The 25762-nt window shown below is 39.6% G+C and carries 21 protein-coding genes, 6 tRNA genes and 1 pseudogene; 22 read left to right on the forward strand and 6 right to left on the reverse strand.

All coding sequences use genetic code 11. From position 1 onward, the window contains the following. The first annotated feature begins 43 nt into the window (after positions 1 to 43). Positions 44 to 791: pseudogene (locus I6F54_RS18340) on the forward strand (alpha/beta hydrolase). Between the two features lie 56 nt (positions 792 to 847). On the opposite strand, the gene I6F54_RS18345 reads toward I6F54_RS18340, so the two are convergent. After that, positions 848 to 2050: a bifunctional alpha/beta hydrolase/OsmC family protein gene (locus I6F54_RS18345; RefSeq protein ID WP_197142576.1), complete on the reverse strand. Its 1203-nt coding sequence runs from the start codon at positions 2048 to 2050 to the stop codon at positions 848 to 850. Positions 2051 to 2577: 527 nt separating this feature from the next. On the opposite strand from I6F54_RS18345, the gene I6F54_RS18350 reads away from it, so the two are divergent. Both I6F54_RS18350 and I6F54_RS18355 read left to right on the forward strand, forming a co-directional pair. Continuing rightward, entirely contained in the window at positions 2578 to 3417 is an 840-nt protein-coding gene (locus I6F54_RS18350; RefSeq protein ID WP_024594124.1) for an isopenicillin N synthase family dioxygenase, read from the forward strand. Positions 3418 to 3617: 200 nt separating this feature from the next. Beyond that, positions 3618 to 5012 carry a DEAD/DEAH box helicase gene (locus I6F54_RS18355; protein ID WP_007377987.1) on the forward strand — a complete coding sequence of 465 codons (1395 nt, stop codon included), beginning with the start codon at positions 3618 to 3620 and terminating at the stop codon, positions 5010 to 5012. 127 nt (positions 5013 to 5139) lie between these two features. Here the strand turns inward: I6F54_RS18355 and I6F54_RS18360 are convergent, their stop codons facing one another. Continuing rightward, entirely contained in the window at positions 5140 to 5883 is a 744-nt protein-coding gene (locus I6F54_RS18360) for a DUF3307 domain-containing protein (RefSeq protein ID WP_197142578.1), read from the reverse strand. Beyond that, positions 5883 to 6506 carry a hypothetical protein gene (locus I6F54_RS18365; protein ID WP_166421520.1) on the reverse strand — a complete coding sequence of 208 codons (624 nt, stop codon included), beginning with the start codon at positions 6504 to 6506 and terminating at the stop codon, positions 5883 to 5885. Before I6F54_RS18365 ends, I6F54_RS18360 begins: the two co-directional genes overlap by 1 nt. 150 nt (positions 6507 to 6656) lie before the next feature. Here I6F54_RS18365 and I6F54_RS18370 point away from each other — a divergent pair, with 150 nt between their 5' ends. From I6F54_RS18370 to I6F54_RS18405, 8 genes are all read left to right on the forward strand, one after another. Next, a complete protein-coding gene (locus I6F54_RS18370; protein ID WP_197142580.1) occupies positions 6657 to 7160 on the forward strand; it encodes a LabA-like NYN domain-containing protein in 504 nt (167 codons plus the stop codon). A 174-nt stretch (positions 7161 to 7334) separates the two neighbouring features. Next, entirely contained in the window at positions 7335 to 8255 is a 921-nt protein-coding gene (gene nudC, locus I6F54_RS18375; RefSeq protein WP_165740940.1) for an NAD(+) diphosphatase, read from the forward strand. Positions 8256 to 8264: 9 nt separating this feature from the next. Further along, complete coding sequence (locus I6F54_RS18380; protein WP_197142582.1) at positions 8265 to 9446, forward strand: cystathionine beta-lyase; 1182 nt, start codon at positions 8265 to 8267, stop codon at positions 9444 to 9446. A gap of 143 nt (positions 9447 to 9589) precedes the next feature. Next, on the forward strand, positions 9590 to 10417 hold the full coding sequence (locus tag I6F54_RS18385) for an ABC transporter permease (protein WP_197142584.1): 828 nt from the start codon (positions 9590 to 9592) through the stop codon (positions 10415 to 10417). Next, positions 10414 to 11322, forward strand: a complete 909-nt coding sequence (locus I6F54_RS18390; RefSeq protein ID WP_197142587.1) for an ABC transporter ATP-binding protein — start codon at positions 10414 to 10416, stop codon at positions 11320 to 11322. The genes I6F54_RS18385 and I6F54_RS18390 overlap by 4 nt, the downstream gene beginning before the upstream one ends. Beyond that, positions 11322 to 11696 carry a PH domain-containing protein gene (locus I6F54_RS18395; protein WP_197142589.1) on the forward strand — a complete coding sequence of 125 codons (375 nt, stop codon included), beginning with the start codon at positions 11322 to 11324 and terminating at the stop codon, positions 11694 to 11696. The genes I6F54_RS18390 and I6F54_RS18395 overlap by 1 nt, the downstream gene beginning before the upstream one ends. Before the next feature lie 201 nt (positions 11697 to 11897). Continuing rightward, positions 11898 to 12692, forward strand: a complete 795-nt coding sequence (locus tag I6F54_RS18400; RefSeq protein ID WP_197142591.1) for a putative porin — start codon at positions 11898 to 11900, stop codon at positions 12690 to 12692. A gap of 664 nt (positions 12693 to 13356) precedes the next feature. Continuing rightward, a complete protein-coding gene (locus tag I6F54_RS18405; RefSeq protein ID WP_197142593.1) occupies positions 13357 to 14160 on the forward strand; it encodes a putative porin in 804 nt (267 codons plus the stop codon). A gap of 89 nt (positions 14161 to 14249) precedes the next feature. Here the strand turns inward: I6F54_RS18405 and I6F54_RS18410 are convergent, their stop codons facing one another. After that, positions 14250 to 16097 (reverse strand): M2 family metallopeptidase, encoded by a 1848-nt coding sequence (locus tag I6F54_RS18410; RefSeq protein WP_197142595.1) that lies wholly within the window; start codon positions 16095 to 16097, stop codon positions 14250 to 14252. A 167-nt stretch (positions 16098 to 16264) separates the two neighbouring features. Here I6F54_RS18410 and I6F54_RS18415 point away from each other — a divergent pair, with 167 nt between their 5' ends. Beyond that, positions 16265 to 18541, forward strand: coding sequence for an acyl-CoA dehydrogenase (locus tag I6F54_RS18415; protein WP_197142597.1), 2277 nt, complete (start codon positions 16265 to 16267; stop codon positions 18539 to 18541). Between the two features lie 81 nt (positions 18542 to 18622). On the opposite strand, the gene I6F54_RS18420 is transcribed toward I6F54_RS18415, so the two are convergent. Together I6F54_RS18420 and cysK are read right to left on the reverse strand one after the other, a co-directional pair. Further along, positions 18623 to 19057, reverse strand: a complete 435-nt coding sequence (locus I6F54_RS18420) for a hypothetical protein (protein WP_149594784.1) — start codon at positions 19055 to 19057, stop codon at positions 18623 to 18625. Positions 19058 to 19199: 142 nt separating this feature from the next. Beyond that, positions 19200 to 20168, reverse strand: coding sequence for a cysteine synthase A (cysK, locus tag I6F54_RS18425; protein ID WP_024599813.1), 969 nt, complete (start codon positions 20166 to 20168; stop codon positions 19200 to 19202). Positions 20169 to 20532: 364 nt separating this feature from the next. On the opposite strand from cysK, the gene I6F54_RS18430 reads away from it, so the two are divergent. From I6F54_RS18430 to I6F54_RS18475, 10 genes are all read left to right on the forward strand, one after another. After that, a complete protein-coding gene (locus tag I6F54_RS18430) occupies positions 20533 to 21684 on the forward strand; it encodes a dicarboxylate/amino acid:cation symporter (protein WP_166421888.1) in 1152 nt (383 codons plus the stop codon). A gap of 108 nt (positions 21685 to 21792) precedes the next feature. Then, entirely contained in the window at positions 21793 to 22443 is a 651-nt protein-coding gene (uvrY, locus tag I6F54_RS18435; protein ID WP_149594787.1) for a UvrY/SirA/GacA family response regulator transcription factor, read from the forward strand. A gap of 10 nt (positions 22444 to 22453) precedes the next feature. Continuing rightward, positions 22454 to 24277 carry an excinuclease ABC subunit UvrC gene (uvrC, locus tag I6F54_RS18440; protein ID WP_166421889.1) on the forward strand — a complete coding sequence of 608 codons (1824 nt, stop codon included), beginning with the start codon at positions 22454 to 22456 and terminating at the stop codon, positions 24275 to 24277. Positions 24278 to 24319: 42 nt separating this feature from the next. Further along, complete coding sequence (gene pgsA / locus I6F54_RS18445) at positions 24320 to 24865, forward strand: CDP-diacylglycerol--glycerol-3-phosphate 3-phosphatidyltransferase (protein ID WP_166421890.1); 546 nt, start codon at positions 24320 to 24322, stop codon at positions 24863 to 24865. A 212-nt stretch (positions 24866 to 25077) separates the two neighbouring features. After that, positions 25078 to 25153: transfer RNA gene (locus I6F54_RS18450), tRNA-Gly, on the forward strand. A 19-nt stretch (positions 25154 to 25172) separates the two neighbouring features. Then, positions 25173 to 25246: transfer RNA gene (locus I6F54_RS18455), tRNA-Cys, on the forward strand. Positions 25247 to 25284: 38 nt separating this feature from the next. Then, positions 25285 to 25371, forward strand: a tRNA-Leu gene (locus tag I6F54_RS18460). Positions 25372 to 25435: 64 nt separating this feature from the next. After that, positions 25436 to 25511, forward strand: a tRNA-Gly gene (locus tag I6F54_RS18465). A 39-nt stretch (positions 25512 to 25550) separates the two neighbouring features. Beyond that, positions 25551 to 25637, forward strand: a tRNA-Leu gene (locus tag I6F54_RS18470). A 49-nt stretch (positions 25638 to 25686) separates the two neighbouring features. Continuing rightward, a tRNA-Gly gene (locus I6F54_RS18475) sits at positions 25687 to 25762 on the forward strand.

Here is a 25762-nt window from a genome sequence, read left to right on the forward strand (position 1 = left end):
AAGTTATTTTTAATTAAAAACAATAATTTATATAAGTTTAAATATGCAAAAAGCACTTAAAAAGCTTTTTATGTTAAGCGCACTCACCTTAACTACATCAATAATAAGCACTACAAGCTATGCAACCGACGACGTTATAACCGATAAAAGCCGCAATCGCACTATTCCTATCAATATTACATTACCAAGTAACAATGCTAAGTGTACAGAGCAAGCAAAGTGCCCTGTGGCATTTATTAATGCGGGCTACGGTATTAGTCATAACAAGTATACGTTTGCCAGTAATGCGTTTAATCAACGCGGATACTTAACAGTAGCCGTTGCACATGAACTAAAAACCGACCCTTACCTAAACCGTGAACAGCCTTACTTAACCACTCGTATGGAAAACTGGCATCGTGGTGTTAACGCTTAAGTTTTTAGTTAATGAGTTATCGAGTAAATACCCAGCGTACGACTTTACAAAACTCGCCTTATTTGGGCATTCAAACGGCGGTGATATTTCGGTATTATACGGCTCTATTTACCCCAATGAAGTAAGCACTATTATTACGATCGATCATCGTCGTATGTTGATCCCTCGTAATAAAAACATTCGCGTGTTTACACTACGTGGTAGTGATTACCCAGCTGATGCGAATGTGTTGTTAAACGATTCAGAGCTGGATAAGTTTCCTGTTACACAAACACTAATAGAAAAATCTCGTCATAACGATATGTATGATGGCGGGCCAAAATGGCTGGTGGATAGAATGAGTAAAGAAGTAAAAGAATTTTTAGATAGTAAATAGTTAGTTTTGTTAAAGCATAGCGCAGTGTTAGCTGCGCTATATTGCTTGTATGCTAGTTACTTTACCAGTTCACTTACAATAACAGGGTTGTTATGTAGTGTTTTATGCACAGGGCATTTGTCGGCTATTTCGAGCAAACGCTGGCGTTGCTCTTGTGTTAAATCACCGACTAGAGTGATTTTACGGGTAATGGCTTCTAGGTTACCGGTTTGCTCACAATCGTCGCAATCTTTGTTGTAATCGCGAGTGTGATCAAGCTCTACTTTAACATGCTCTAGCGCTAAATCTTTACGTGTAGCGTACATACGTAGTGTCATTGCTGTACAAGCACCAAGCCCCGCTAATAAGTGATGATACGGATCGGGGCCTAAGTTTTTACCGCCTACCTTTATTGGCTCATCTGCAAGCCAAGTATGATCTTTAGTGCTTACGTGCTGAGTAAATACATGGTCTTTTTCTTCAACAAGTACATTGCCACCCGTTAAACTTGCGGCGTATTTAGTTTTGTCATATTTGACGTAGCGATTAGCCCACGTTGCAATGATTTCTGCAGCGTAGTCGGCATCGTTTTTATTAGTAAGTAAGTGATCGGCGTTATCTAGGCTAATAAAACTTTTAGGATGCTTAGCTGATGCGTAAATTTTTTCGGCTTCACTAATATTTACCGTCGCATCAATAGGGGAGTGCATTACTAACAATGCGCGCTTAAGTTTACTAATGTGGCTTTTATCGTACTTGGCTATATCGTCTATAAACTGTTTTTTAATGGTAAATTCTCGGCCTGCTAGGCTTACCTTTGCTTCACCGGCTGCGTTAATTTCATCAAGGTGTGCTTCAAAGTTATGCGCTACGTGCTGCGCATCTGACGGCGCGCCAATGGTTGTAATAGCCGATACTTCAGGAATGTGCTCAGCAGCAGCAAGTACCGCAGCGCCGCCTAAACTGTGGCCAATAAGTAATTGCGGCGCTGCAAAATGCTCACGCAGATGATCAGCCGCTGAAACTAAATCTTGAATGTTTGATGAAAAGTTACTGTTAGCAAAGTCGCCATCGCTATTACCTAAACCCGTAAAGTCAAAACGCAGTACGGCTATGCCTTGCTGCGTAAGTGCACGGCTTATACGTGTGGCTGCTGCTATGTCTTTTCCGCATGTGAAGCAGTGTGCAAATAGCGCATAAAACTTTATGTCGCCGGCGGGGCGTTCTAGTTGGCCGGCAAGTTCTAAATCGCCGCTTTTAAAAGATACTTTTTGTCGCATGGGGAGCCTTATTTACACAAATAAAATATATTAGGGCGTGTTGACCGTTGTGGATTGAAATTTGTTCAATCTAGGGGCGATTTAATCGCGGCGCGAGGTTTGTAACCTAGTGGACTAAGTAAAAACCGAGCAACAAAGAGTTAATCGTCCCTAGAAAGAACCCAAAGGGTAGCGCATGTTTGGCATTTATGCTGCGTTATCGCCTATTTATGGGGAACAACCACACATCACAGGCTCTGCCTTGCTTAAATACCAAACAGTCTGCTACAAATTCACCCACCAAAGGTCAGCACGCCCTAGTAGACCATATATAAGCACTAAACCTTGCAAATTCAACGTTTTTTTATAAGTTGATCTTGATCAAGCCTAATGGTGGAAACGTTACTTTGCGGACATATGTCCTTATTTTTTTGAGGTCATTTGTCTATCCTCGCACAGCGCTATAATGAAGGCTTTTCTACTTTATCTTGGCAATTTGCTACTATTAAAGCAGTTCACTTCACACAACCTATTCACTGGAACGTACAATGCAATTACCTACTGTTGATTATAAAGCTCCCGATGCGGCTGCACACTTTGTTGAATCGTTAAGAAATACTGGATTTGGCGTTTTAAAAAACCACCCAATTCCACAGTCTTTAGTTGAATCTATTTACAAAAATTGGCAAGACTTTTTTAACTCAGAGCAAAAGCAGGACTTTTTATTCTCTAAAGAAACTCAAGATGGTTATTTTCCGCCTTCAGTATCTGAAGTAGCGAAAGGCTTTACAATAAAAGACATTAAAGAGTACTTTCATGTGTATCCTAAAGGCCGTGTTCCTGCAGAGCTCGAAGCTGATGTACGTGAATACTACCGTTTAGCGAGTGAATTTGCTGGTACTTTACTAAGCTGGGTTCAGGCTGAAGCGCCAGCTGATGTTCGCGCTAAATTTTCGATTGATTTAAAAGACATGATTGCCGGTTCTGAGCAAACATTGTTACGTATCCTACATTACCCACCAATGACGGGTGATGAAGAGCCAGGTGCTATTCGCGCTGCTGCTCACGGTGATATTAATTTATTAACGGTATTACCAGCTTCTAATGAGCCTGGTTTACAAGTTCAAAAAACAGATGGCGGTTGGTTAGACGTGCCATGTGATTTTGGCAGCTTAATTATTAATATCGGCGACATGCTACAAGAAGCGTCGGGCGGGTATTTCCCATCGACAATTCATCGCGTGATTAACCCAACGGGTAAAGCATCTACTAAATCGCGTATTTCACTACCGTTATTTTTACATCCGCATCCAGATGTTGTGCTTTCAGAGCGCTACACGGCAGATAGCTACTTGCAAGAACGTTTACGCGAGTTAGGTGTTAAGTAACTCTTATACTTAAAGTAATTAAGTATAAATATAAAACGGCCTATGGCCGTTTTTTGCATTTTTAAGCAACTTGATCACCGGTTTAATTTTATTAAGCTATGCTCAATTGCCCGCAACGTAAATAATGGCATGCATTCTTAGCTACTACAGGTATAATGCGCGCAACTGGCTAACGTAGCCTAATTTAAAAGAGAGTTTATATGAGTTTTGAAGGTTTAGGTTTATCACAGTCTTTGGTTAATGCGGTTTTAGAAAAGGGCTATGAAACGCCAACGCCGATTCAGGCTCAAGCAATTCCTGCAATTATTGAACGCCGTGATGTTATGGCAGCAGCGCAAACAGGTACAGGTAAAACAGCGGGTTTTACATTACCACTTATTGAGCGTTTGTCGTCAGGCCCTAAAGCTAAAAGTAACCACGTACGTGCACTTATTTTAACGCCTACACGTGAGCTTGCTTTGCAAGTAAGCGAAAACGTTGAAGAGTACGCTAAGCATTCAGATGTGAGCTCATTTGTAGTTTACGGTGGCGTTAAAATTAACCCACAAATGCAGCGTCTTCGTAAAGGTGTTGATATTTTAGTAGCAACGCCGGGTCGTTTAATCGACTTACATAATCAAAATGCAGTTAAATTTGATAGCGTTGAAGTGCTTGTACTCGATGAAGCTGACCGCATGTTAGACATGGGCTTTATTCACGACATTAAACGCTTAATTGCTAAAATGCCTGCTAAACGTCAAAACTTGATGTTTTCGGCTACATTTTCTGACGAAATTCGTGCATTAGCAAAAGGGTTAATTAATGACCCTGTTGAAATTTCAGTTGCTGCAAAAAATACTACTGCAAAAAGTGTTACTCAGTGTGTTTATGCGGTAGATAAAACACGTAAAACAGCATTGCTAAGCCACTTGATTCGCACTAACGATTGGCAACAAGTATTAGTGTTTAGCCGCACAAAGCACGGTGCTAACCGCTTAGTTAAACAACTAGAGCGCGATGACATTGTAGGCGCGGCTATCCATGGTAATAAATCACAAGGCGCACGTGTTAAAGCACTTGATGGTTTTAAAAGTGGTGAAGTACGCGTACTAGTAGCAACAGACATTGTTGCACGTGGTTTAGACATTGTTGAATTACCGCATGTTGTTAACTACGACTTACCAAATGTATATGAAGATTACGTTCACCGTATTGGCCGTACAGGCCGTGCCGGTGCGTCGGGTCATGCGATTTCGTTTGTAACAACAGAAGATGCTGTTGATTTATACGGTATTGAGCGCTTTATTGGTGAGCTTATCCCACGTGCTGAAGAAGACGGTTTTGAGCCTATTAACCCAGTAGCAGAGCGCGCATTAGATGCTCGCCCACTGCCGTCTAAAAAGCCTAAGAAAAAGCAGCCTTTTAATAAGCCTAAATCTGATAGCAGCAAGCCTAACAGTAAAAAGCCAAATAATGGTGGTAATGGTACCGGCCCACGCCGTGGTGGTTCTAAAAAGCCAGCTGCTAAAACAGATGACAGCGCGCAAAACCCATGGGCAAAGCGTGAATCTGTTGGCGGTAGTGGCCAACGCCGTCGTCGCACAAATAACGATTAATGATCATATTGGCGTTTAATTAATTTAGAACTTGGTTAAAGGCTGATACAAAAAACGCGCTCTCTTCTTTTGAATAAATAGAAGCAGCGCGTTTTTTATTGCCTGTAATTTGTACTTACTGTATTGCCTACCTGATTAAATAGTTAATACCCAAGCCGACAAATAAAGTAACACTTACGCTAAGTAGTGTGCCGAGCATAACGTACTCGGTAAGTTTTTTATCTTTGCTTGCACTTAAATCGCCAAACCTAAACACTGACTTTGCCGCAAGTAAAAAGCCAAGCCCTGCAAATTGGTCAAGCAATATAAAGCTCAGCATAAGTACGCGCTCAAGCATACCTATGCTTTGCCCTGCAAGTGGTAAGCTACCAGTACTTGAAAAGTTACTTGTTAAGCGCTCTAACATCATTCTTATAAATACGGCGCTGGGACTTAAAATAATTAAATAACCGCATACCACCCACAGTATTTTGGGATCAGTGAGCATATTATTAATTGCTGCCATAAAGCTACTGTTATCACTTAGCCAAATACTGAGCGCAATAATAACGAGTATGTGCGCTATTTGATCTAGTAAAAAAGGCACCACGCCTTTATTAGAATACGATTTAGTTATATCAATAAAATAATGGCTGAACATAATGCCTGCCGTGGCAATTAAAACACGGCTTAGTTGCTGCCACCCAAAGGTGTATTCCCACACGGTAATGATGACTGCACTTGTTACACCATGCACGAGTACATGAAAATAAAGCTTACTGGCTTTAAAGTGACGGGTGTTTCTGTCGTTTACCCAACTCATAGGTTGCCAGTAAAAGTCAGCAAGTAAGTGGCCAATAATAAGCGCGACCAGTAAAAGTGAAAATCCCATTATTCACCTCCTTTAATTATATTTTTTATAACGTGTTGTGTGTGCTCAATAAAGCGTTCTATAAGTTGGTAGTGCGCTAAATTTAGTAGTTTGGTTACATTTTCTCGGCTTGTTTTAAGCTCTTTAGCCAGTGCCGCATGGCTGTTGTCTGGCGAGGTTAAATAAACATACAGGGCATTTGCTTGTTTTTGTGTGATTTTAGTGAGCAATACGTCAGCAAAGGCTAAATTAATATTTAAGCTTTCATCGAGCTGCTGCTCGTTAATATTAAAAACAAAGCGTTGATTACCTATTTTATCAAGGCCTTGCCCTGAAAGGGTAAAAGCAGAACCGGTTGCTGTTTTTATATCGCTGCGTGGGTTATCTATTTGCCCAAGCGCCAAGCTTTGGCGTAGCTCATAACCTGACGATTTAAGGTGCAAATATACCAATATGGCATTTTTAAAAAGATGCTCAGGATTATTAACCTGTAATTGAAAGGCGTCGCCTCGGTATATGTTCCAAAGTGTTTGCTCACCCGAAATGTTTCGCAAACTTTGCTCTAGTTGATAAAGCATGGCATCGTATTGCTGCTTAGGGATTGTTTGCGATTTAATAATATCGCCGCTGATTACACCAATCATAAAAATCTCAAAATGGTTACTTTTTAATATGTAACCAATATCGGTTACATATGGGTAAGTAACTAATTTAGGTTACTTAAATATAAATTGCAAGGTACACTTATTTTATAACGTTACTTTAATTGCTATTAATCCTCACTAGGACACTAAATGACTTTACAAAACGAGCAGCAAAGCACGAAACCACGCGTAGGCATTTTTGTTGATGTGCAAAATATTTATTACACGTGCCGCGAGAGTTACGGAAAAAACTTTGACTACAATGCGTTTTGGCGGTTAATGCAGGCGCAATACAATATTGAGTGTGCTTTTGCGTACGCTATTTATCGAGGAGATGAAAAGCAAAATCAGTTTCAAAATATTTTGCGTGCGATTGGTTTTGACGTAAAGCTAAAGCCATTTATTCAACGCCGTGATGGAAGTGCTAAAGGCGATTGGGATGTAGGTATAACAATAGACATGTTAGAGCAGGGTAAAAGCCTTGATAAGGTTATTTTGCTCTCTGGCGATGGTGACTTTGCTTTGTTACTTGGGCATTTAAAAAATCAATATAATGTACCGTGCGATGTTTACGGTGCTGACCGGTTAACTGCAGAGGTATTAAAACAAAGCGCTGAGCAATTTCATTTAATTGATAATACCTTGCTCCTTTAACAGCAAAAAATAGCTAAAGAAGTGCAAGCTAAGTGCCTGCAACATGAGAGATTTTAATACAAAGCCGTAATAGATGAATTAAGCCTTATATAGGCTTTTTTTATTACTGTAATCAATTGGGTTTGCTAAATGATTATGGTAATTTTAAAGCATAACGAGTTACCAAGGACTTACATGCTTCATTACAGCAACATGCCACTAGACAGAGGCTCAAATTTTCGTAAAGACCCATCGTGGCTTAAAGCGCAAATGTCGGCGCAAAGTAAATGGGTTTTAGTTAAAAATAATCAAACCCTATTTATTAAAGATACCCCTAAAGTAAGCTATTTAACGTATCAACAAGTGGCGCATTTAGATTTAACGAGTGCTATTTTTGTTGGTTTAAACAATGCTAAACATGGTGTGTTTGCATTGGATGTTTCTGATCTGGATGAAAGCGTACTTGCGCCTTTAATAGAGGGCGCTCAGTTTTTTGATATTCGCCAATATGGGCCTCAAGTAACCATTAAATATGCCTCAATAGCCGCCCTTGCGAGAGGGTTATGTTATTGGCATGCAACGCACCGTTTTTGTGGGCGCTGCGGTAGTAAAAACCGTTCAGTGGAAGCAGGGCATTCTCGTGTATGTGAAAACGAAAACTGTAAGCATCCTACATTCCCGCGTACCGATCCTGCGGTAATTATGGTCGTTACTAAAGTCTTTGCTGACGGAGTAGAACGCTGTTTATTAGGTCGTCAAGCTGCGTGGCCTATTGGTATGTATTCGTCGCTTGCTGGATTTGTAGACCCAGGGGAGACACTGGAACAAGCTGTTGCGCGTGAAGTTAAAGAAGAGGCAGGCATAGAGGTTGATAACGTACGTTATGTTGCATCTCAGCCATGGCCGTTCCCATCGTCAATTATGCTTGGTTTTTTTGCAGAGGCGACATCTGAGGAAATTAACGTAGATAAAGAAGAGCTAGACGATGCAAAATGGTTTAGTCGTGAAGACTTAGAGCAATTTGGTAATTGGCACGAAGAAGGGGAGCATTTAAAGCTGCCTAGAACCGACTCTATCTCTCGTTATTTAATTGAGCATTGGCGCACAAACCCTTAAGGATTAACAATGTCGAGTAAAAGTAATAAAAACACTCAGCTGGTATCATCAGGGCGCAAAAAAGCCTATACACATGGCGTAGTAAATCCCGTTGTACAGCGTGCATCTACCATTGTATTTGATACTGTAGCAGATTTAAAAGAAGCTGCTAAAACCCGTGGCGATAAAACGTTATTTTATGGACGCCGAGGCACAACAACACACTTTGCGCTACAAGAAGCGATTACAGAACTTGAAGGCGGCGAAGGCTGTGCACTATACCCTTGTGGCGCAGCGGCGATTAGCCAAGTATTTTTATCGTTTTTAAAAACCGGTGATCATATTTTAATGGTTGATAACGTGTACGAACCAACTCGCGATTTTTGCGATAAAATTTTAGTGGGACTGGGCATTACAACAACCTACTACCCGCCAACCATTGGCGCAGGTATTAAAGACTACATTCAGCCAAATACTAAAGTGTTGTTTTTAGAGTCTCCTGGTTCTATTACGATGGAAGTGCAAGATGTGCCTGCTATGGTAAAAGTAGCCAATGAGTATAGTGTAATGACCATGCTTGATAACACCTACGGTAACGGCTTGCACTATCGCCCATTAGAGCACGGTGTTGATATTAGTATTCAAGCTGCAACTAAGTATATTGTTGGCCATTCAGACGTGATGATGGGCGTAGCTGTTGCTAATAAAAAGTACTGGCCAACCTTGCGCGAAAACTCATACTTGCTAGGGCAGTGTACCAGTGCCGATGATGCGTATCTAGCGCTTAGAGGCCTTCGTACAATGGGTGTACGTTTAAACCAACATGAAAAAGCAGCAATAGAAGTGGCTAAATGGCTTGAGCAACATGAGCTTGTTGACCATATTCGCCATCCTGCATTTGAAACCTGCCCAGGGCATGAGTTTTTTAAACGCGACTTTGATGGCAGTAATGGCTTGTTTTCATTTGTAATGAAAACCGGTAATCAAACAGCGATTGATGCATTTTTAGATAGCCTTGAGCATATTAAAATGGGCTTTTCGTGGGGCGGTTTTGAAAGTTTAGTAACGGCTAATTTAACCATGAAAGGACTTCGCTCAAATACAGGTTGGGATTTAGGGCCGGTTATTCGCCTGCATATTGGCCTTGAAGATGTAGAAGATTTAATTAGCGATTTAAGCCAAGCACTTGAGGTTTATAAGCAGCATTTATAATTTATATCGCAATTTATGCTGTTACATTTAAATGTATTGTTACAAAGCTCACCATTGGTGAGCTTTTTTTTGCTGGTAATTCAAGGTGTTTACACTTAGTGTGGATAAATATACTGAAAATAAAAAGTCATTAAGGATAGTCAATGGCAACACCATTACCGATAAACGTAGGGCGATTAACGCAAATAGCGGGATTTGAGCTTGTACGTATGTTTTTAACTAAACGAGGACTTATTGCATTAGCTGCCTTTGCACTGGTGTGGCTAATAATACTGCGCTACCCAATAGGGCAAGCAGTAGGCATTGTAAGTGCGCCCGATTTTGAACAAATAGCCCGCGATATATCAGGCTCCATTGGTTTAAGTAAGTTACTTGATTGGCCTGAGGCCGAATTTGCTATGTACTGGTTAATAGCCCTGTATAGCTTTCCTGTTTTTGGTTTGTTTATTTGTAGCGACCAAACGGTAGGCGATAGAGAGCGTGGCACACTTCGGTTTTTATCACTGCGCTCAACTCGCTTTGAAATACTGTTTGGTCGTTTTTTAGGGCAATTAGCGGTATTAGCCTGCTTAGTGGGCATTACTCTTGTGGCTACGCTTGCTGTACTAGGGTTTAGAGATCCTAGTTTACTTGCTGGTGGTTTTGGCCGTGCGCTTTCTATATTTTTAATATTAGTGATTACTCTGTGCCCATTTGTAGCACTGATGACGCTAATAAATACCTTTGCTCGCTCATCGCGTTTATCTATTGTGTTGGCTATTTTATATTTTGCAGCAGGCAGTATTGTTGTGGGTATATTACAGTGGCAAATACCTGCATTAGGTCTGCTTGATTATTTATTTCCGGGTGTGCAAATAGAGTTATTAGCGGGGCAAAATTTACCATTGTTAAGCGCGGTGGCTATTCCTCTTATTCAAACAACTATTTTATTGGCTATTGCGCAACGTATTTTTGCAAGGAGCTCACTATGAGACCATTAATTACAGCTAGCGGTTTGAGTAAATCGTATGGCGCAAAATTGGCACTTAATAATGTGAACTTTGAAATTAATAAAGGCGCGCCGGTGGCGCTTGTTGGGCCAAATGGCGCGGGTAAAACAACCTTATTTAGTTTGTTATGCGGCTATATAGCGCCAAGTAAAGGCAGCCTTGAAATATTAGGGCATAAACCAGGTAGTGCTGCTTTATTTAATAAAGTAAGTGCACTACCGCAAGACGCGCAGCTTGACCCTCGCTTTAATATAGATAAGCAACTCGCCTTTTATGCAAAGCTACAAGGTATGGGCGCAAAGCAAAGCCAAACTGAGGCGCTACGTGTACTTGATTTAGTTGGCCTAAAAGAAATTGCAAAGCAGCGCGCAGGGGATTTATCGCACGGTATGCGCAAGCGCGTAACAATAGCGCAAGCACTTATCGGCTCACCACAAATTGTAATGCTTGATGAAGCAACCGCAGGGCTAGATCCGATTCATGCCAGAGAAGTACGCGAGCTGGTATCTGAATTAAGTGAGCAGGCTACGTTTATTTTAAGCTCTCACGATTTAACTGAGCTTGAGCGACTATGCTCACAGGTACTTCATTTAGATAAAGGCGTACTAAGCGAGCATCAAACAAAAACAAATAATACCGATAAGCACTTTTATACATTAATGCTAAGCGAAGCTTATCAAAATGTTGAGCAACAGCTGCAAGCAATTGCAGGTGTAAGCCGCGTGTATATGAGCCAACATAAAGAGTATGTTGTTGAGTATCAGCCAACAGGTGAGCCACTCGATATTGCACTACTGAGCTTTTGTCATCAGCACAATTGGCAGTACAGACAGTTAGTTAATGGACATACATTAGAGAATCAAATATTTAAACAGGAGAAAGTATAATGGGTTTACTAAGTGGATTAATGGGTAATGCCAGCGAAGTTGACGACTCTGATTTAGAAAAAATCCTCGCCAATACATTAATTGAGGGTGAGCAAGTAGAAAAAGCATATAAAGTAGTACGTGATATGTTTATTTTTACTAATAAGCGCTTAATCTTAATTGATAAGCAAGGTATGACCGGCTCTAAAATGGAGATGGTAAGTGTTGCTTACTCTAAAATTACCAAGTTTAGTAAAGAAAGTGCAGGCCACTTTGACTTAGATGCAGAGCTTAAAATATGGGTGGGCTCAGATCCAACACCAATTAGTAAAGAGTTTAAATCTGGCGATAATATTAACGACGTTTATCGTATTATTAGCCAACACGCGCTTTAAGCTGCGGTACATATTTAAAGTAGTTGTTGACTAAGTGTTGCAACTACTTTAATTTTACAGTTTACAACACTTCCTTACAATTAACTTAATAAATACAAATGGTTAGTTAAGTTTTCATTCAGTTTCTAAGCGTTAGCATGTGCATCGACTTTAGCAATACAGCTAGAGCATAAAAAGCAATGTACATAGGGAAGTCTAACAATGAAAAAATTAGCAGTTATTATTTCGAGCATTTTATTATCTAGCACTGCGGCTGCTGCAGACAGCTATAACTCAATTAGCAACCTTAGCTACAAAAATAGCGATAACAACGACACTGTTGCTGTAGATTCTATTTACTATTTATCACCTAAAAAAACCTTAGGTCCGTTCGATCAGTTTGAATACATCAATAAACAAACTAACGTATATGGTGGCTACGCTGATGACGACTTTGGCGATTTAACATCAGTTGGTGGTGAATACTTCATTAATGAATTTGTTGTTGGCGCATCTTACGAAAACCTAGACCCAGATTCAGGTTCTAACAGTGAGCTTTATAAACTGACGGGTGGTTACTTTTTCAACCCAGATTTACTTGCAAAAGTAACACTAGTTGAAAACAAAGACGGCGATGATTACGCATTATTTGATTTAGCTTACAACCACATGCTTAACAGCACTGATTACGTAGGTGTTACACTTACATCAGACGATGATTTTGATTACCGCGCAGTTGCAGCTAAATACTTTATTGATTTACAGCAGGGTAACTACTTAACGTTTGAAGGTAAGTATGAAAGTATTGAAGATGCAGAAAACCAATGGGTAGCAGAAACTAACTACTACTTCTCAAAGGCAACATCTGTATTTGCTAACTACAACAAGCAAGACACTTACAGCTTTGGTGCTCAACACTTCATTAATAAAAATATTGGTGTAAAAGTGGGTTACGAAAACAACGCTGATGATTCTGATAACGATGCGTACTTTGCTAACATGCGTTTTCAGTTTTAATTAAGTCCGTACTTAGTTAATCCAAAAGTAATATTAAAAAGCTCGCTTAGTTAGCGGGCTTTGTTGTTTTTATACGTTTGATCTTTTAACTATAAACTTTTACCAACCATAATTACGGCCTTTATTATGCTCATCTAAATAATCCCTTTAAGTTATAAATAGAGTCGCCATGAATGGCTAAATTGTTATTAAAGTCATTAAGTGCAGTCGATGATAATAGCTATAAAATAGTAAGTATTGGAGTTGTTTTTTGCTAGTAAAAAGTGGTTATTGGAAAAAACAGATAAAAATATGCACTGAAACAAACCTGTTTTTTATTATAAATTCAGAAATAATGAATTAAATAGAGTAATTTTTTAGAAAAATTATAAAAATATAGTGAGAGGAAATTATATTGATGAGGTTTATCGAATAGTTAAGTTGTGTTCAATTTAGCGATAGTTTGTACCTTATTTGTTGCTTTTTAAGTTTAAATGATGACATGATATTGTCCTGTAGATTTGATGGATACTTTGCATTTACATTTTCGTATAAATTATTACAATCCTATTGATTTTAATCCGACCTTTGATTCAGTTTTTATTCATTTTTTTGGCGTTAGGATGCGCCCCGACTTTGGCTAGACAGCCCAAGCATAAAAAGTAATATTTATAGGGAATTTAAAATGAAAAAATTAGCCGTTATCATTTCGAGCATTTTATTATCAAGCGCTGCAACCACTGCAATGGCAGCAGATAGCTACAAATCAATTAGCAATTTAGGTTATCAATACACTGACAGTACTAATGATGATCAATTTAAAATTGATTCTAAATATTATTTTTCTCCAAAGAAAACATTAGGTCCATACGATCAGTTTGAATACATCAATAAGCAGACTAATGTATATGGTTCTTACCTAGACAATGATGCGAGTGATGTAACATCAATTGGCGGCGAATATTTCGTAGATAGCTTCGTTGTTGGCGCATCTTACGAAAACAGTGACTTTGGTTCTAATAATGAATCTTACGCGTTTACAGCAGGTTACTTTTTCAACCCAGATTTACTTGCAAAAGTAAAATTTGTTGAAAATGATGACGACGAAAATTATGCATTATTCTCTTTAGCATATAATTACATGCTTAACGGTACTGATTACGTTGGTGTAACTGTTTCATCTGATGAAGATTTTGATAGCCGTTCAGTAGCCGCTAAATACTTTGTTGACTTACAAGAAGGTAACTTCTTAACTGTTGAAGGTACATTCAATAGTATTTCAGAAGCTGATGACCAGTGGAATCTAGAAACAAACTACTATTTCAGTAAAGCTACATCAGTATTTGCTTCTTACAATAAAGAAGATGCTTACACTTTTGGTGCACAGCACTTTTTTAACCAAAATCTTGGTTTAAAAGTAGGTTACGGTAACAATGCTGATGATTCTGATAACGATGCTTATTTTGCTAACATGCGTTACCAGTTTTAATTAGGCCCGTACCTAGTTAATACAAAAGTAATATTAAAAAGCCCGCTTAGTTAGCGGGCTTTGTTGTTTTATACAAGTGTATTACTTTATTACCAGCCGCAGTTACGGCCTTCGTTTTGCTTATCTAAATATGTTTGTAATGGTGCAAAGTAATCAAGCATGGCTGTTGCATCCATTTGCGGCTTACCTGTTACAGTTTCAAGCGCTTCTTGCCAAGGGCGAGATGAACCCATTTCAAGCATAGCGTTTAGCTTATCCCCTGCTTCTTTTGAGTTATAAATAGAGCAGCGATGAATGGCTTTATCGTTACCGGCAATTTCACATAAGCTGCGATGAAACTCAAACTGTAAAATATGTGCTAAAAAGTAACGTGTATAAGGCGTGTTACCCGGAACGTGGTACTTAGCACCCGGATCAAAGTCACTTTCGCTACGCGCGATAGGCGCTTGAACACCTTGGTATTTTTCACGTAGTTCCCACCATGCTTTATTGTAATTTTCTGGTGCTACTTCACCTGAAAATACCTGCCAGCGCCACTGATCAACCATTAAGCTAAATGGTACAAAAGCGACTTTATCAAGTGCCATTTTCATTAACAAACCGATATCTTTAGATTCATCAGGTACTTGTTCAAGTAATCCGATTTCCTTTAAGTAACCTGGCGTAACCGAAAGTGCAATAGTGTCGCCAATGGCTTCATGAAAACCATCGTTTGCACTTTCTTGATAAAATAAAGGCTGCTTGTTGTATGCACGTTGATAAAAGTTATGACCTAGCTCGTGGTGAATAACTGAAAACTCTTCGCCGGTACGTTGAATACACATTTTAATGCGTAAATCGTCTTTACTATCGATGTTCCATGCTGATGCATGACACTGCACATCTCTGTCTTTTGGTTTTACAAACAGTGAACGCTCGTAAAATGTCTCTGGTAGTGCGTCAAAACCCATTGAGGTAAAAAAGTTTTCAGCCCCTTTTACCATTTTAAGTTCGTCGTAATTATTTTGAGCTAATAACTCGGTTACGTCGTAACCCGGATCGGCGTTTTCTGGTGCAACTACATCGTAAATATTACCCCATGCTTGCGCCCACATATTACCAAGTAAGTGCGCTGGAATAGGTTGATCTTGAGGTACTTTGTCGGTGCCGTACTTTTCACCTAACTTTGCGCGAACATGGCAGTGTAGCGAGTTATACAGTGGTTTAACTTGGCCCCAAATACGGTCAAGCTCGGTGGTAAAATCGTCTGCAGGCATATCGTATTTACTGCGCCACATAGCGCCCGTATCGGCATAACCAAGCTCCTTTGCACCTTCGTTGGTCAGTACTACTTGTTGCTCGTAAAGTGAGCGCATTGGTTTTGATATTTGACGCCAACCTTGCCATAAATCAAGTAGTTCGTTGTAATCTCGGCTGTTGGCCATTTTTGAGGTCATGTCGCCAAGGCTTAAACAGCTGCCGTCTTCTTTACAGTATTTACCTTTACCGTATAGCCCGCCAAGCTTTGCGACAATTTTTGAAAGTTGCGCTGTTTTATCTGCGTCTTGTGGGGCAGGAAGCGTAAGTGCAAGTTTTAGTTTATCAAGCTTACGGCGAGCATCGTAATCAAGCTCTAGTTCGTCGTATTTTGCAGATTCATTGGCTAAACGCACGACTGTTTCGGTCATTTTACGGTTAACTTCAGCCGATAGAGCCGACGTATCATGAGTAATAAAGTTTGCGTAAATCCACTCTGCACGGCTCGATTCTAAATAAAGTGCACTTAGTTCTTTTTCTGTGTTTGTTATAAATGTATTTGCATCTTTAGCTGTTACATCTTTTTTAGTGTGTGCTGAATCGGTAGTGTCTATAGTTACTTGCGCATCGCAGGCTGTTAAAGCAAGGGTACTTGCTACCATTAAGGCGCTCATACTTAGTTTTAATCGAAAGGGGGTCATACTATTCCTTTAATTTATTGTTATTAAAACGTTGATAATAGCAGTGATGTTTAAAACAATAAAATGAATGCGTTAAGGCTCACGACTCGTCGTGCAATGATTGTATTTAAATTAAGATGGGTCATAATTAAGTTACTATTTTCATTCAATGTGTAAGGAATGTGCGCATGTTAATATTTATAATATTGCTGGTCGTGGTGGTGGTTATTTTTGCGGTTAAAGATATTCGCCTAAACTTGATTAGTCGTCCTACGTTTAAAATGTTTAAAAAGGTGCTTCCGCCATTATCGCAAACAGAGCGCGAGGCAATGGAAGCAGGTGATGTTTGGTGGGATGGTGAGTTATTTAGTGGTAACCCAGACTGGCAAAAACTGCACCGTTTTCCTAAACCAGAGCTTAGCGATAAAGAAAACGCATTTATGGCTAACCAAGTAGAAACCTTGCTGGCTATGCTTGATGATTATCAAATTGTACAAAAAGATAAAGACTTACCAAAAGAAGTGTGGGATTACCTAAAAACGGAAGGTTTTTTTGCGCTGATCATCCCAGAAAAATTTGGCGGGCGAGAGTTCTCCGCAATAGCTAATTCAACAATAGTGTCAAAAATTTCGACAAAAAGCTTAACTGCCGCAGTCACTGTAATGGTGCCTAATAGCTTAGGCCCGGGCGAGTTACTTCTCCATTATGGTACTAAAGAGCAGCAAGATCGTTGGCTGCCAAGTTTAGCAAATGGTACAGATGTTCCTTGTTTTGCATTAACGGGCCCAGAAGCGGGCTCTGATGCTGGCAGCATTCCAGATTCAGGCGTGGTGTGTATGGGGGATCACAATGGCGAGCAAGTAATGGGCCTGCGCTTAAATTGGTCAAAGCGCTACATTACGCTTGCACCTGTGGCTACTGTATTAGGTTTAGCATTTAAGATGTACGACCCAGATGCTTTGTTAGGTGATAAAAAAGAGTTGGGTATAACGTGTGCGCTTATACCAACCGATCACCCTGGTGTTGAAACAGGTGAACGTCATTATCCGCTTAATATGGCCTTTATGAATGGTACCACTTACGGGAAAGACGTATTTATTCCACTGGATTGGATTATTGGTGGGCAAGAATGCGCAGGTCGTGGTTGGAGAATGCTTGTAGAGTGTTTAAGTGCAGGGCGTGGTATATCACTACCAGCATTAAGTGCAGCAACTGGGCATTTAGCGTCTAAAATGACATCGGCATACGCCATGGTACGCCAGCAGTTTGGTGTATCTATAGGGCAATTTGAAGGTGTGCAAGAGGCACTTGCGCGTATTGGTGGTTTAACTTACACACTTGAGTCGTGTCGATTAATGACCGCAGGTGCAATCGATTTAAAATTAAGCCCGTCTGTTGTAACAGCGATTGCTAAATACCATATGACAGAAATGGGTCGTACAGTAATGAACGATGCTATGGACATTCATTCAGGTAAAGGAATTCAAGTAGGGCCTAATAACTATTTAGCGCATGGCTATATGGGTATTCCGGTATCAATTACGGTTGAAGGCGCAAATATTTTAACGCGTAATTTAATGATATTTGGCCAAGGTGCAATACGTTGTCATCCATTTGTTTTAAAAGAAATGGAAGCCGCTGCAATGGAAGATGACGACGCAGCACTTGAACAGTTTGATGGCTTATTAATGAACCACATACTATTTGCTGCAAGTAATGCAGGTATGGCATTTGTGCATGGTTTAACACGTAGTTGCTTTGCTAAAGCCCCTGTAGGTGGTGAAACTGCTGTTTATTATAAACAACTAAGCAGAATGAGCCGAGGGTTAGCTATTTGTACAGACGTTGCAATGTTAATGCTAGGCGGTGAACTTAAACGTAAAGAAATGATATCGGCACGTTTGGGTGATGTACTCAGTCATTTATATTTAGCATCAACCGTTTTAAAACGTTATGAAGACGAAGGGCGCCAACAAGCAGATTTACCATTTGTTAAGTACGCCATAGAAAACTCATTATTTGAAATTGGCCAAGCGTTTGATGGTTTTTTCAAAAACTTTTCAAATCCTGTTGTTAACTTTGTACTTAAACGTATCGTGTTCCCGCTTGGAAACCATTACCACAGACCAAGTGATGAAATAGCGCAAAGCATTTGTGAACGTATGACTCAACCTGGTGTATTTAGAAACCGCTTAACACACTTATGTTATGTAGATGAAAATGCAGGCACTGGCGTAATGGAAAATGCATTTTTAGCAATGCACGACATGCAAGCCCAGTTTAAAGATTTAAAACAATGGCAGCGCAAAGGCAAAGTGCCTGCAACGCTCGATATTGAAGGCGCGATAAATTATGCGCTTGAAAATAAGTTGTTAGAGCAAACAGATGCAGATGCAATGCATCATGCTAATAAGTTACGAAAGCAAGCCATCGCGGTTGATAACTTTCAACTAGGTGAGTTGTAGTTAGTTAATGTTAGCCACCGCTAACATTAAAAAGGCCTTACATATGTAAGGCCTTTTTATTTAAGTTTAGATTTATTTGATCTAACGAGCGTAAGGGTCTGCAATTATTTTATCTATGTACCATTTGCCTTTTTTACGAAGCATTTTAACACTACGAAAATCATCAATTTTATCGCCATTTAAATAACCGGTAAAAATAAGGTTTATTTTAGTCTTATCACCGTATTGCTCACGAACGCTCATATTAGTCATATCAACTTCAATGGTTACTTCATCGTACTGCATATTTACTAAATTGCGCGAAAATTGTTTGGCCGTCCCGTATGACTTCATTATGCGGGTAAGATTTGGTGTTGCCATAGTACTGGCTTTTTGAAGGTCTTGCTGGTTATAAAGTGCATCAAAGTAAGCGGTGGCTGTATCTCCTGGGTTATCGCCAAGTGTTTTTAGGTCATCTCCACAGCCTGCTAAAAACAGTAAAATGACAAAACTTAGTAAACTCGTAATTTTTTTCATGTTAATTATTATTAATTAATTTTTTAAAGTGTGTGGTTTATCAATGAAGATGTAAAGGTATGGTGGGTAATAAATAGATAATTGAAGAATAAATAATAAAAAAGGATGCCTAAAGCATCCTTTTAAAACGTAATAAAATTAATTATTGCACTAGTTCTTGCTCACTAAACTCTTCATCAAACATTGGGCTTGATAAATAACGCTCAGTGGCACTAGGTAGGATAACAACAATGTTTTTATCAGCATTTTCAGGCTTTTCAGCAATTCGCTTAGCGGCAACAACCGCTGCACCTGATGAAATACCAACTAAAATCCCTTCTTTTTTCATTAACTGATGCGCCATTGCAATTGCATCTTCGTTAGATACAAGCTCAGCTGCATCAATTAAGTCCATATCTAGATTACCAGGAATGAAGCCTGCACCAATACCTTGGATTTTATGAGGACCTGGTTTGATTTCTTCACCAGCAAGCGTTTGGCTAATAACTGGAGAATTAGTTGGCTCTACAGCGATAGACTTAACGTTTAAACCTTTTTCTGTTTTAAGGTAACGACTAACACCTGTAATAGTACCACCAGTGCCAACACCCGCCACAAAAAAGTCTACTTTGCCGTCAAGCGCATCGTAAATTTCTGGGCCTGTTGTTTCAAAGTGAATTTTAGGGTTTGCAGGATTTTCAAATTGTTGTAATAAAATATACTTATCAGGTGCGGTTGCTTGAATTTCTTTTGCTTTTTCAATTGCACCATTCATACCTTTAGCACCGTCGGTAAGTACTAGGTTTGCACCTAGTGCTTTTAATAGCTTGCGACGTTCTAGGCTCATAGTGTTAGGCATAGTAAGTGTTAACTTGTAACCACGTGCAGCTGCAACAAAAGCAAGTGCAATACCGGTGTTACCTGATGTTGGCTCAATAAGTTCTTTACCTTCAACAAGCTGACCTGATTTTTCAGCTTCCCAAATCATTGATGCACCAATACGGCATTTGATACTAAAGCTTGGATTACGAGATTCAACTTTAGCGTATACATTCCCACCCGTAACACGGTTAAGTTTTACTAGCGGCGTATTACCAATAGTTAGTGAGTTATCTTCAAAAATAGTAGACATAATGTTCCTTTGGATACAATCTGATCAACGTGCTAATAGCCTTTGCTACTAACTATACATACACACTTTACTGTGAGTTTAAAAAAACTAAAGTAAAGTTTGGCTATAACATATATCTATTGGGCTTATAACCTGGTGAAATAAAAATCAATTATTTACGGTGCTTTAGTTATTAAAGGTGCGGGCTAAATTCAAAATTTAAAGAGTAAGAATTCAGCTAAATTAAAAAACATGCAAAAGAGAGGTTAAATTGAACCGCATTTGTGTGTTATTTGTGCATATGAATGTAACTTGAATAGTTTTATCACACAATGTGCCTAAAACATGATAAAAACACGTATCTAAATTCAATTAAGCAATCAAAATGAAGTTAATCTTAAAATTAATTGCCGGTATTGTGGCCGGTATTTTGGTCGGACTCTACGTACCTATCACTGGTGTTGAACTTTTATTCACAGTAAAAGAGCTAATTGGTCAAATTATCTCCTTTACCATTCCTCTTATTATTTTATTTTTTATTGCATCGGGTATTGCTGGCCTTCCAAAAGGGTCTGGGCATTTACTTGGTAAAACAGTTGGCTTTGCTTACAGCTCTACCATTATTGCCGGTACGCTTGCATTTTTATTAGTGAGTGCCGTAATTCCATTTTTAAGCGGTGGTATTACGTTTGAAGCTGAAGTAGCAACCGAGATTGGTAGTTTTATTGATTTAGAAATCCCGCCACTTATGGGCGTTATGACTGCACTTGTTACTGCTTTTGTATTTGGCATAGGCATGAGCCAGCTAGAGCTTGATACGCTTAAAAAGGTGTCTGATCAGGGTCGTGATGTAGTTGATGGTTTACTTTCGAAAGTAATTATTCCAGCTTTACCATTTTACATTGCTGGCGTATTTGCCGAAATGACGGTAGCGGGCACTGTAGTCGATACATTGCAAACATTTGGTGTAGTTTTAATTGCAGCGCTTGTTATGCATTGGTTATGGCTAAGCGTTTTATATATAGCGACAGGTATATTACTAAAGCGTAATCCAATCGAATTAGTTAAAAATATGCTACCAGCGTACTTTACCGCTTTGGGCACAATGTCTAGCGCTGCAACAATTCCTGTATCGCTACAATCAAGTAAGTCGAATGGCGTAAAAGAGGACGTAGCTAACTTTACTGTACCACTTTGCGCGACTATTCATTTATCGGGCTCTACAATTACAATTGTAACCTGTGCTATGGCTGTTATGTTTTTATCGCCGAGCATGGTAGTGCCTTCATTAGTAGGTATGTTGCCGTTTATTATGATGTTAGGTGTAGTAATGATTGCAGCACCTGGTGCGCCAGGTGGCGCGGTTATGTCGGCACTTGGGCTATTAACAAGCATGCTTGGGTTTAACGAAGGCGCGGTTGCATTAATGATTGCACTTTATTTAGCACAAGATAGCTTTGGTACTGCGTGTAATGTAACAGGTGATGGTATCATTGCATTATGGGTTGACCGATTTAGCGAAAAATCGTCATCTTAAATTATTAGAGCGGGGCAATAATATTAGTTATTGTTTCGCTTTATGTATGTTACTGTGGCAAATTAATTTAATTAAATTGCATGTTGTTAGGTAAGTGAGGATGTTCCATTGATTAATGTACTTTTAGTTGATGACCATGAACTTGTACGAACAGGTATCAAGCGTATTCTTGATGACGTACGAGGGTTTAAAGTAGTAGGTGAAGCTAAAGATGGCGAGCAGGCGGTACAATTTTGTCGTCAGCACTCACCTAACATAGTACTTATGGATATGAACATGCCAGGAATGGGTGGATTAGAGGCGACTAAAAAGATTTGTCGTTACTGCCCAGATGTAAAAATTATTGTGCTTACCGTTAATTGCGAAGACCCGTTTCCAAGCAAAGTAATGCAAATTGGTGCACACGGCTTTTTAACTAAAGGTGCGGGCTCTGATGAAATGGTACGCGCTATTCGCTGCGTTCATGCGGGGCAGCGTTATATTGCACCAGAAATTGCACAACAAATAGCACTTGCGCAAGTGACAGGCCGTACAGACGAAAATCCTTTTCAGAGTTTATCTGAGCGAGAGCTGCAAATTATGCTCATGATCACCAAAGGTGAGAAAGCACAAGATATAGCAGAGCGTTTAAATCTAAGTTCTAAAACAGTAAATAGCTATCGCTACCGTATGTTTGAAAAGTTAAATGTAGGTGGTGATGTTGAGCTTACCCATTTAGCTATTCGTCATAAAATGATTGATATAGATATTTCGTACTAACCTATAATTTATGTCTGAATTTGATCACGTACATTTTCTTAAAACGCTATCAAGCGAGCCCGGTGTATACCGCATGCTTGATAGTGACAGCCAAGTTATTTATGTTGGTAAAGCCAAGCACTTAAAAAAACGTGTAAGTAGTTACTTTAGAAGTAATATTACCGATAGCAAAACACGCGTATTAGTAAATAATATTTGTGATATTGAAGTCACGCTTACCAATACCGAAACCGAAGCACTGCTGCTTGAAAATAACCTAATAAAAAAATACCAGCCTCGCTATAACATATTATTGCGCGACGATAAGTCGTATCCTTATATTTTACTGACTAATCATAAGCATCCTCGTTTAGCGTTTCATCGTGGAAGTCGTAAAATTAAAGGTGAGTACTTTGGGCCTTTCCCAAGTGCTGGTGCGGTATCTGAAAGCTTGCGCCTAATGCAAAAAATATTTCCTGTTCGCCAATGTGAAGATGCTTATTACCGTGCTAGAAGTCGTCCGTGCCTACAATATCAGCTTAAGCGTTGCTCAGCTCCGTGCGTTAATAAAGTAACGGATGATGACTACAGTGAGCAGGTTGACTATGTTCGTAAGTTTTTAACGGGTAAATCCCACGAAGTTATTGCTGATTTAATAAAAAAAATGGAAGCAGCTAGCCAGCAATTAAACTTTGAACTGGCGGCAAAAGTTCGCGATCAAATAATGCTACTTCGTAAAATGCAGGAACAACAGTCTATTTCTGGTAACTTTGCAGAAATGGATGTAGTCGGTTTTGCTCATTTAAACGGATTAAACGGCATTCATTTATTAATGATCCGCGATCATAAGGTACTTGGAAGCAAAACGTACTTCCCTAAAGTCCCTAAAGACTCAAGTGAACAAGAAATATTGACCTCATTTTTAGGGCAGTATTATTTAGCGCCGGGTGCTACAGGGCGAATTGCAAAAGAAATTATACTACCGTTTGAAATAGAAGAGAGCGAAGCATTAGGTGAGGCACTCACACAAGTAAGTGAACGCAAAGTAACATTTAAAGTAGTTACTCGTGGTGAACGCGCTCAATACTTACAATTAGCGAATAAAAATGCTTTAAACAGTATTGCCGTTAAGCAAAGTACTCAAGACTCTATTAATAAACGTTATGCACAGTTAAAAGCAACACTGCGACTTGACGATATAACCCGAATGGAGTGTTTTGATATAAGCCACACCATGGGGGAGAACACCGTCGCAAGTTGTGTTGTATTTGATTCACAAGGACCAAATACAAAAGAGTACAGGCGTTACAATGTAACGGGCATAACCGGTGGTGATGATTATGCTGCCATGGAATTTGCACTTAACAAACGCTACAACAAGTTAGTAGACGAAGACAAAATCCCTGACGTTATCTTTATTGATGGTGGTAAAGGGCAACTAGGGCGCGCTGAGCAGTACTTTTCTAATTGGCCGCATACAAAGATGCCTTTATTAGTGGGTGTTGCAAAAGGGACTAGCCGCAAACCTGGTCTTGAAACCCTGTTAATTGATGGTGGTCGAAAAACAATACCAATGGATTCCGATGCACCAGCACTTCATTTGATTCAACATATACGAGATGAGTCTCATCGTTTTGCTATAGCAGGACACCGTAACAAACGCCAAAAACAACGTACACAATCACTATTAGAAGAAATAAATGGAGTAGGTTCTACACGTCGCCAAACATTATTAAAATATTTAGGGGGCATGCAGGGAGTAAAAGCTGCTAATATAGAACAGTTAAAGAAAGTTCCTGGGATCAGCCCTGACATGGCTGAGAAGATATTTAACCATTTGCATGACAAGGGCTAGCCCTTCATGCGAATATAGCAAAAAAGACATATCCAAGTAGTTATGTGGAATATTCCAAACACACTTACAACATTTAGAATTTTTCTTATCCCCGTTTTTTTGGTGATATTTTATTTGCCTTATAGCTGGGCTTTTTTTGCTGCCGCCTTTATTTTTTGGCTTGCATCGATCACCGATATATTAGACGGTTATTTAGCAAGAAAGCTTGAGCAATCAACCCCCTTTGGTGCTTTTTTAGATCCTGTTGCTGATAAAGTAATGGTATGTGCTGCGCTTGTTGCACTAGCTGATCAGTACCAATCAATGTATATGACAATACCCGCACTTATTATTATAAGTCGTGAAATTATTATATCTGCACTTCGTGAATGGATGGCAGAGCAGGGTAAGCGTGGTAATGTTGCTGTATCAAACATGGGTAAAATAAAGACGGCTGCACAAATGTTAGCCATTATCGGTTTGATTTGGCAATACGATACCTGGATGAACTATTTAAGTTTTGCATTATTGTATATTGCGACCTTTTTAACCTTGAGTTCTATGATGCAATACTTACGTGCAGCATGGGGTGAATTGACTAAAAATTAACTCTAAATGTATAATAACGCACCGTTTTAGATAAAAAACAAGCAAACAGTTCAAAACTAGCATTTTTTGTATTGACGCGTTTAATAATCTCTGTAGAATGCGTCCGTGTTGAGAGGGCATAGCCCCCGAGATAAACGAAACGGTAATTAATCAGTTACCTGAATGTTCACATAAATCATCATGTGCTTATTCAATTAATTGATAAATAAAATGCGGTACTAGCTCAGTTGGTAGAGCGCGACCTTGCCAAGGTCGAGGTCACGAGTTCGAGCCTCGTGTACCGCTCCAATTTATCTGGACAAGGTTAGGCGGAATGGCAGAGTGGCCATGCACCGGATTGCAAATCCGTTTACCTCGGTTCGACTCCGGGTTCCGCCTCCATATAATTTACTCCACACGCTTTAATTAGCAAACTCGATGCCCGAGTGGTGGAATTGGTAGACACAAGGGATTTAAAATCCCTCGACTAACAAGTCGTGCCGGTTCAAGTCCGGCCTCGGGCACCACTTTGTGGTTTAATTGCATTACCAAGTGCAATTTATAAAATGATTAATTTAGAATTAATATGATGCGGTACTAGCTCAGTTGGTAGAGCGCGACCTTGCCAAGGTCGAGGTCACGAGTTCGAGCCTCGTGTACCGCTCCATATTAGTTTTATCCACTTGCTTTTAATAGCAAACTCGATGCCCGAGTGGTGGAATTGGTAGACACAAGGGATTTAAAATCCCTCGACTAACAAGTCGTGCCGGTTCAAGTCCGGCCTCGGGCACCACTTTAAGTTATTTTACCAAGATAATTTAAAGTTGATAAAACAGTATTTTGCGGTACTAGCTCAGTTGGTAGAGCGCGACCTTGCCAAGGTCGAGGTCACGAGTTCGAGCCTCGTGTACCGCTCCA

Origin of the sequence: Pseudoalteromonas sp. SWXJZ10B (genome assembly GCF_015864475.1) — a bacterium.
Lineage (GTDB): Bacteria > Pseudomonadota > Gammaproteobacteria > Enterobacterales > Alteromonadaceae > Pseudoalteromonas > Pseudoalteromonas arctica.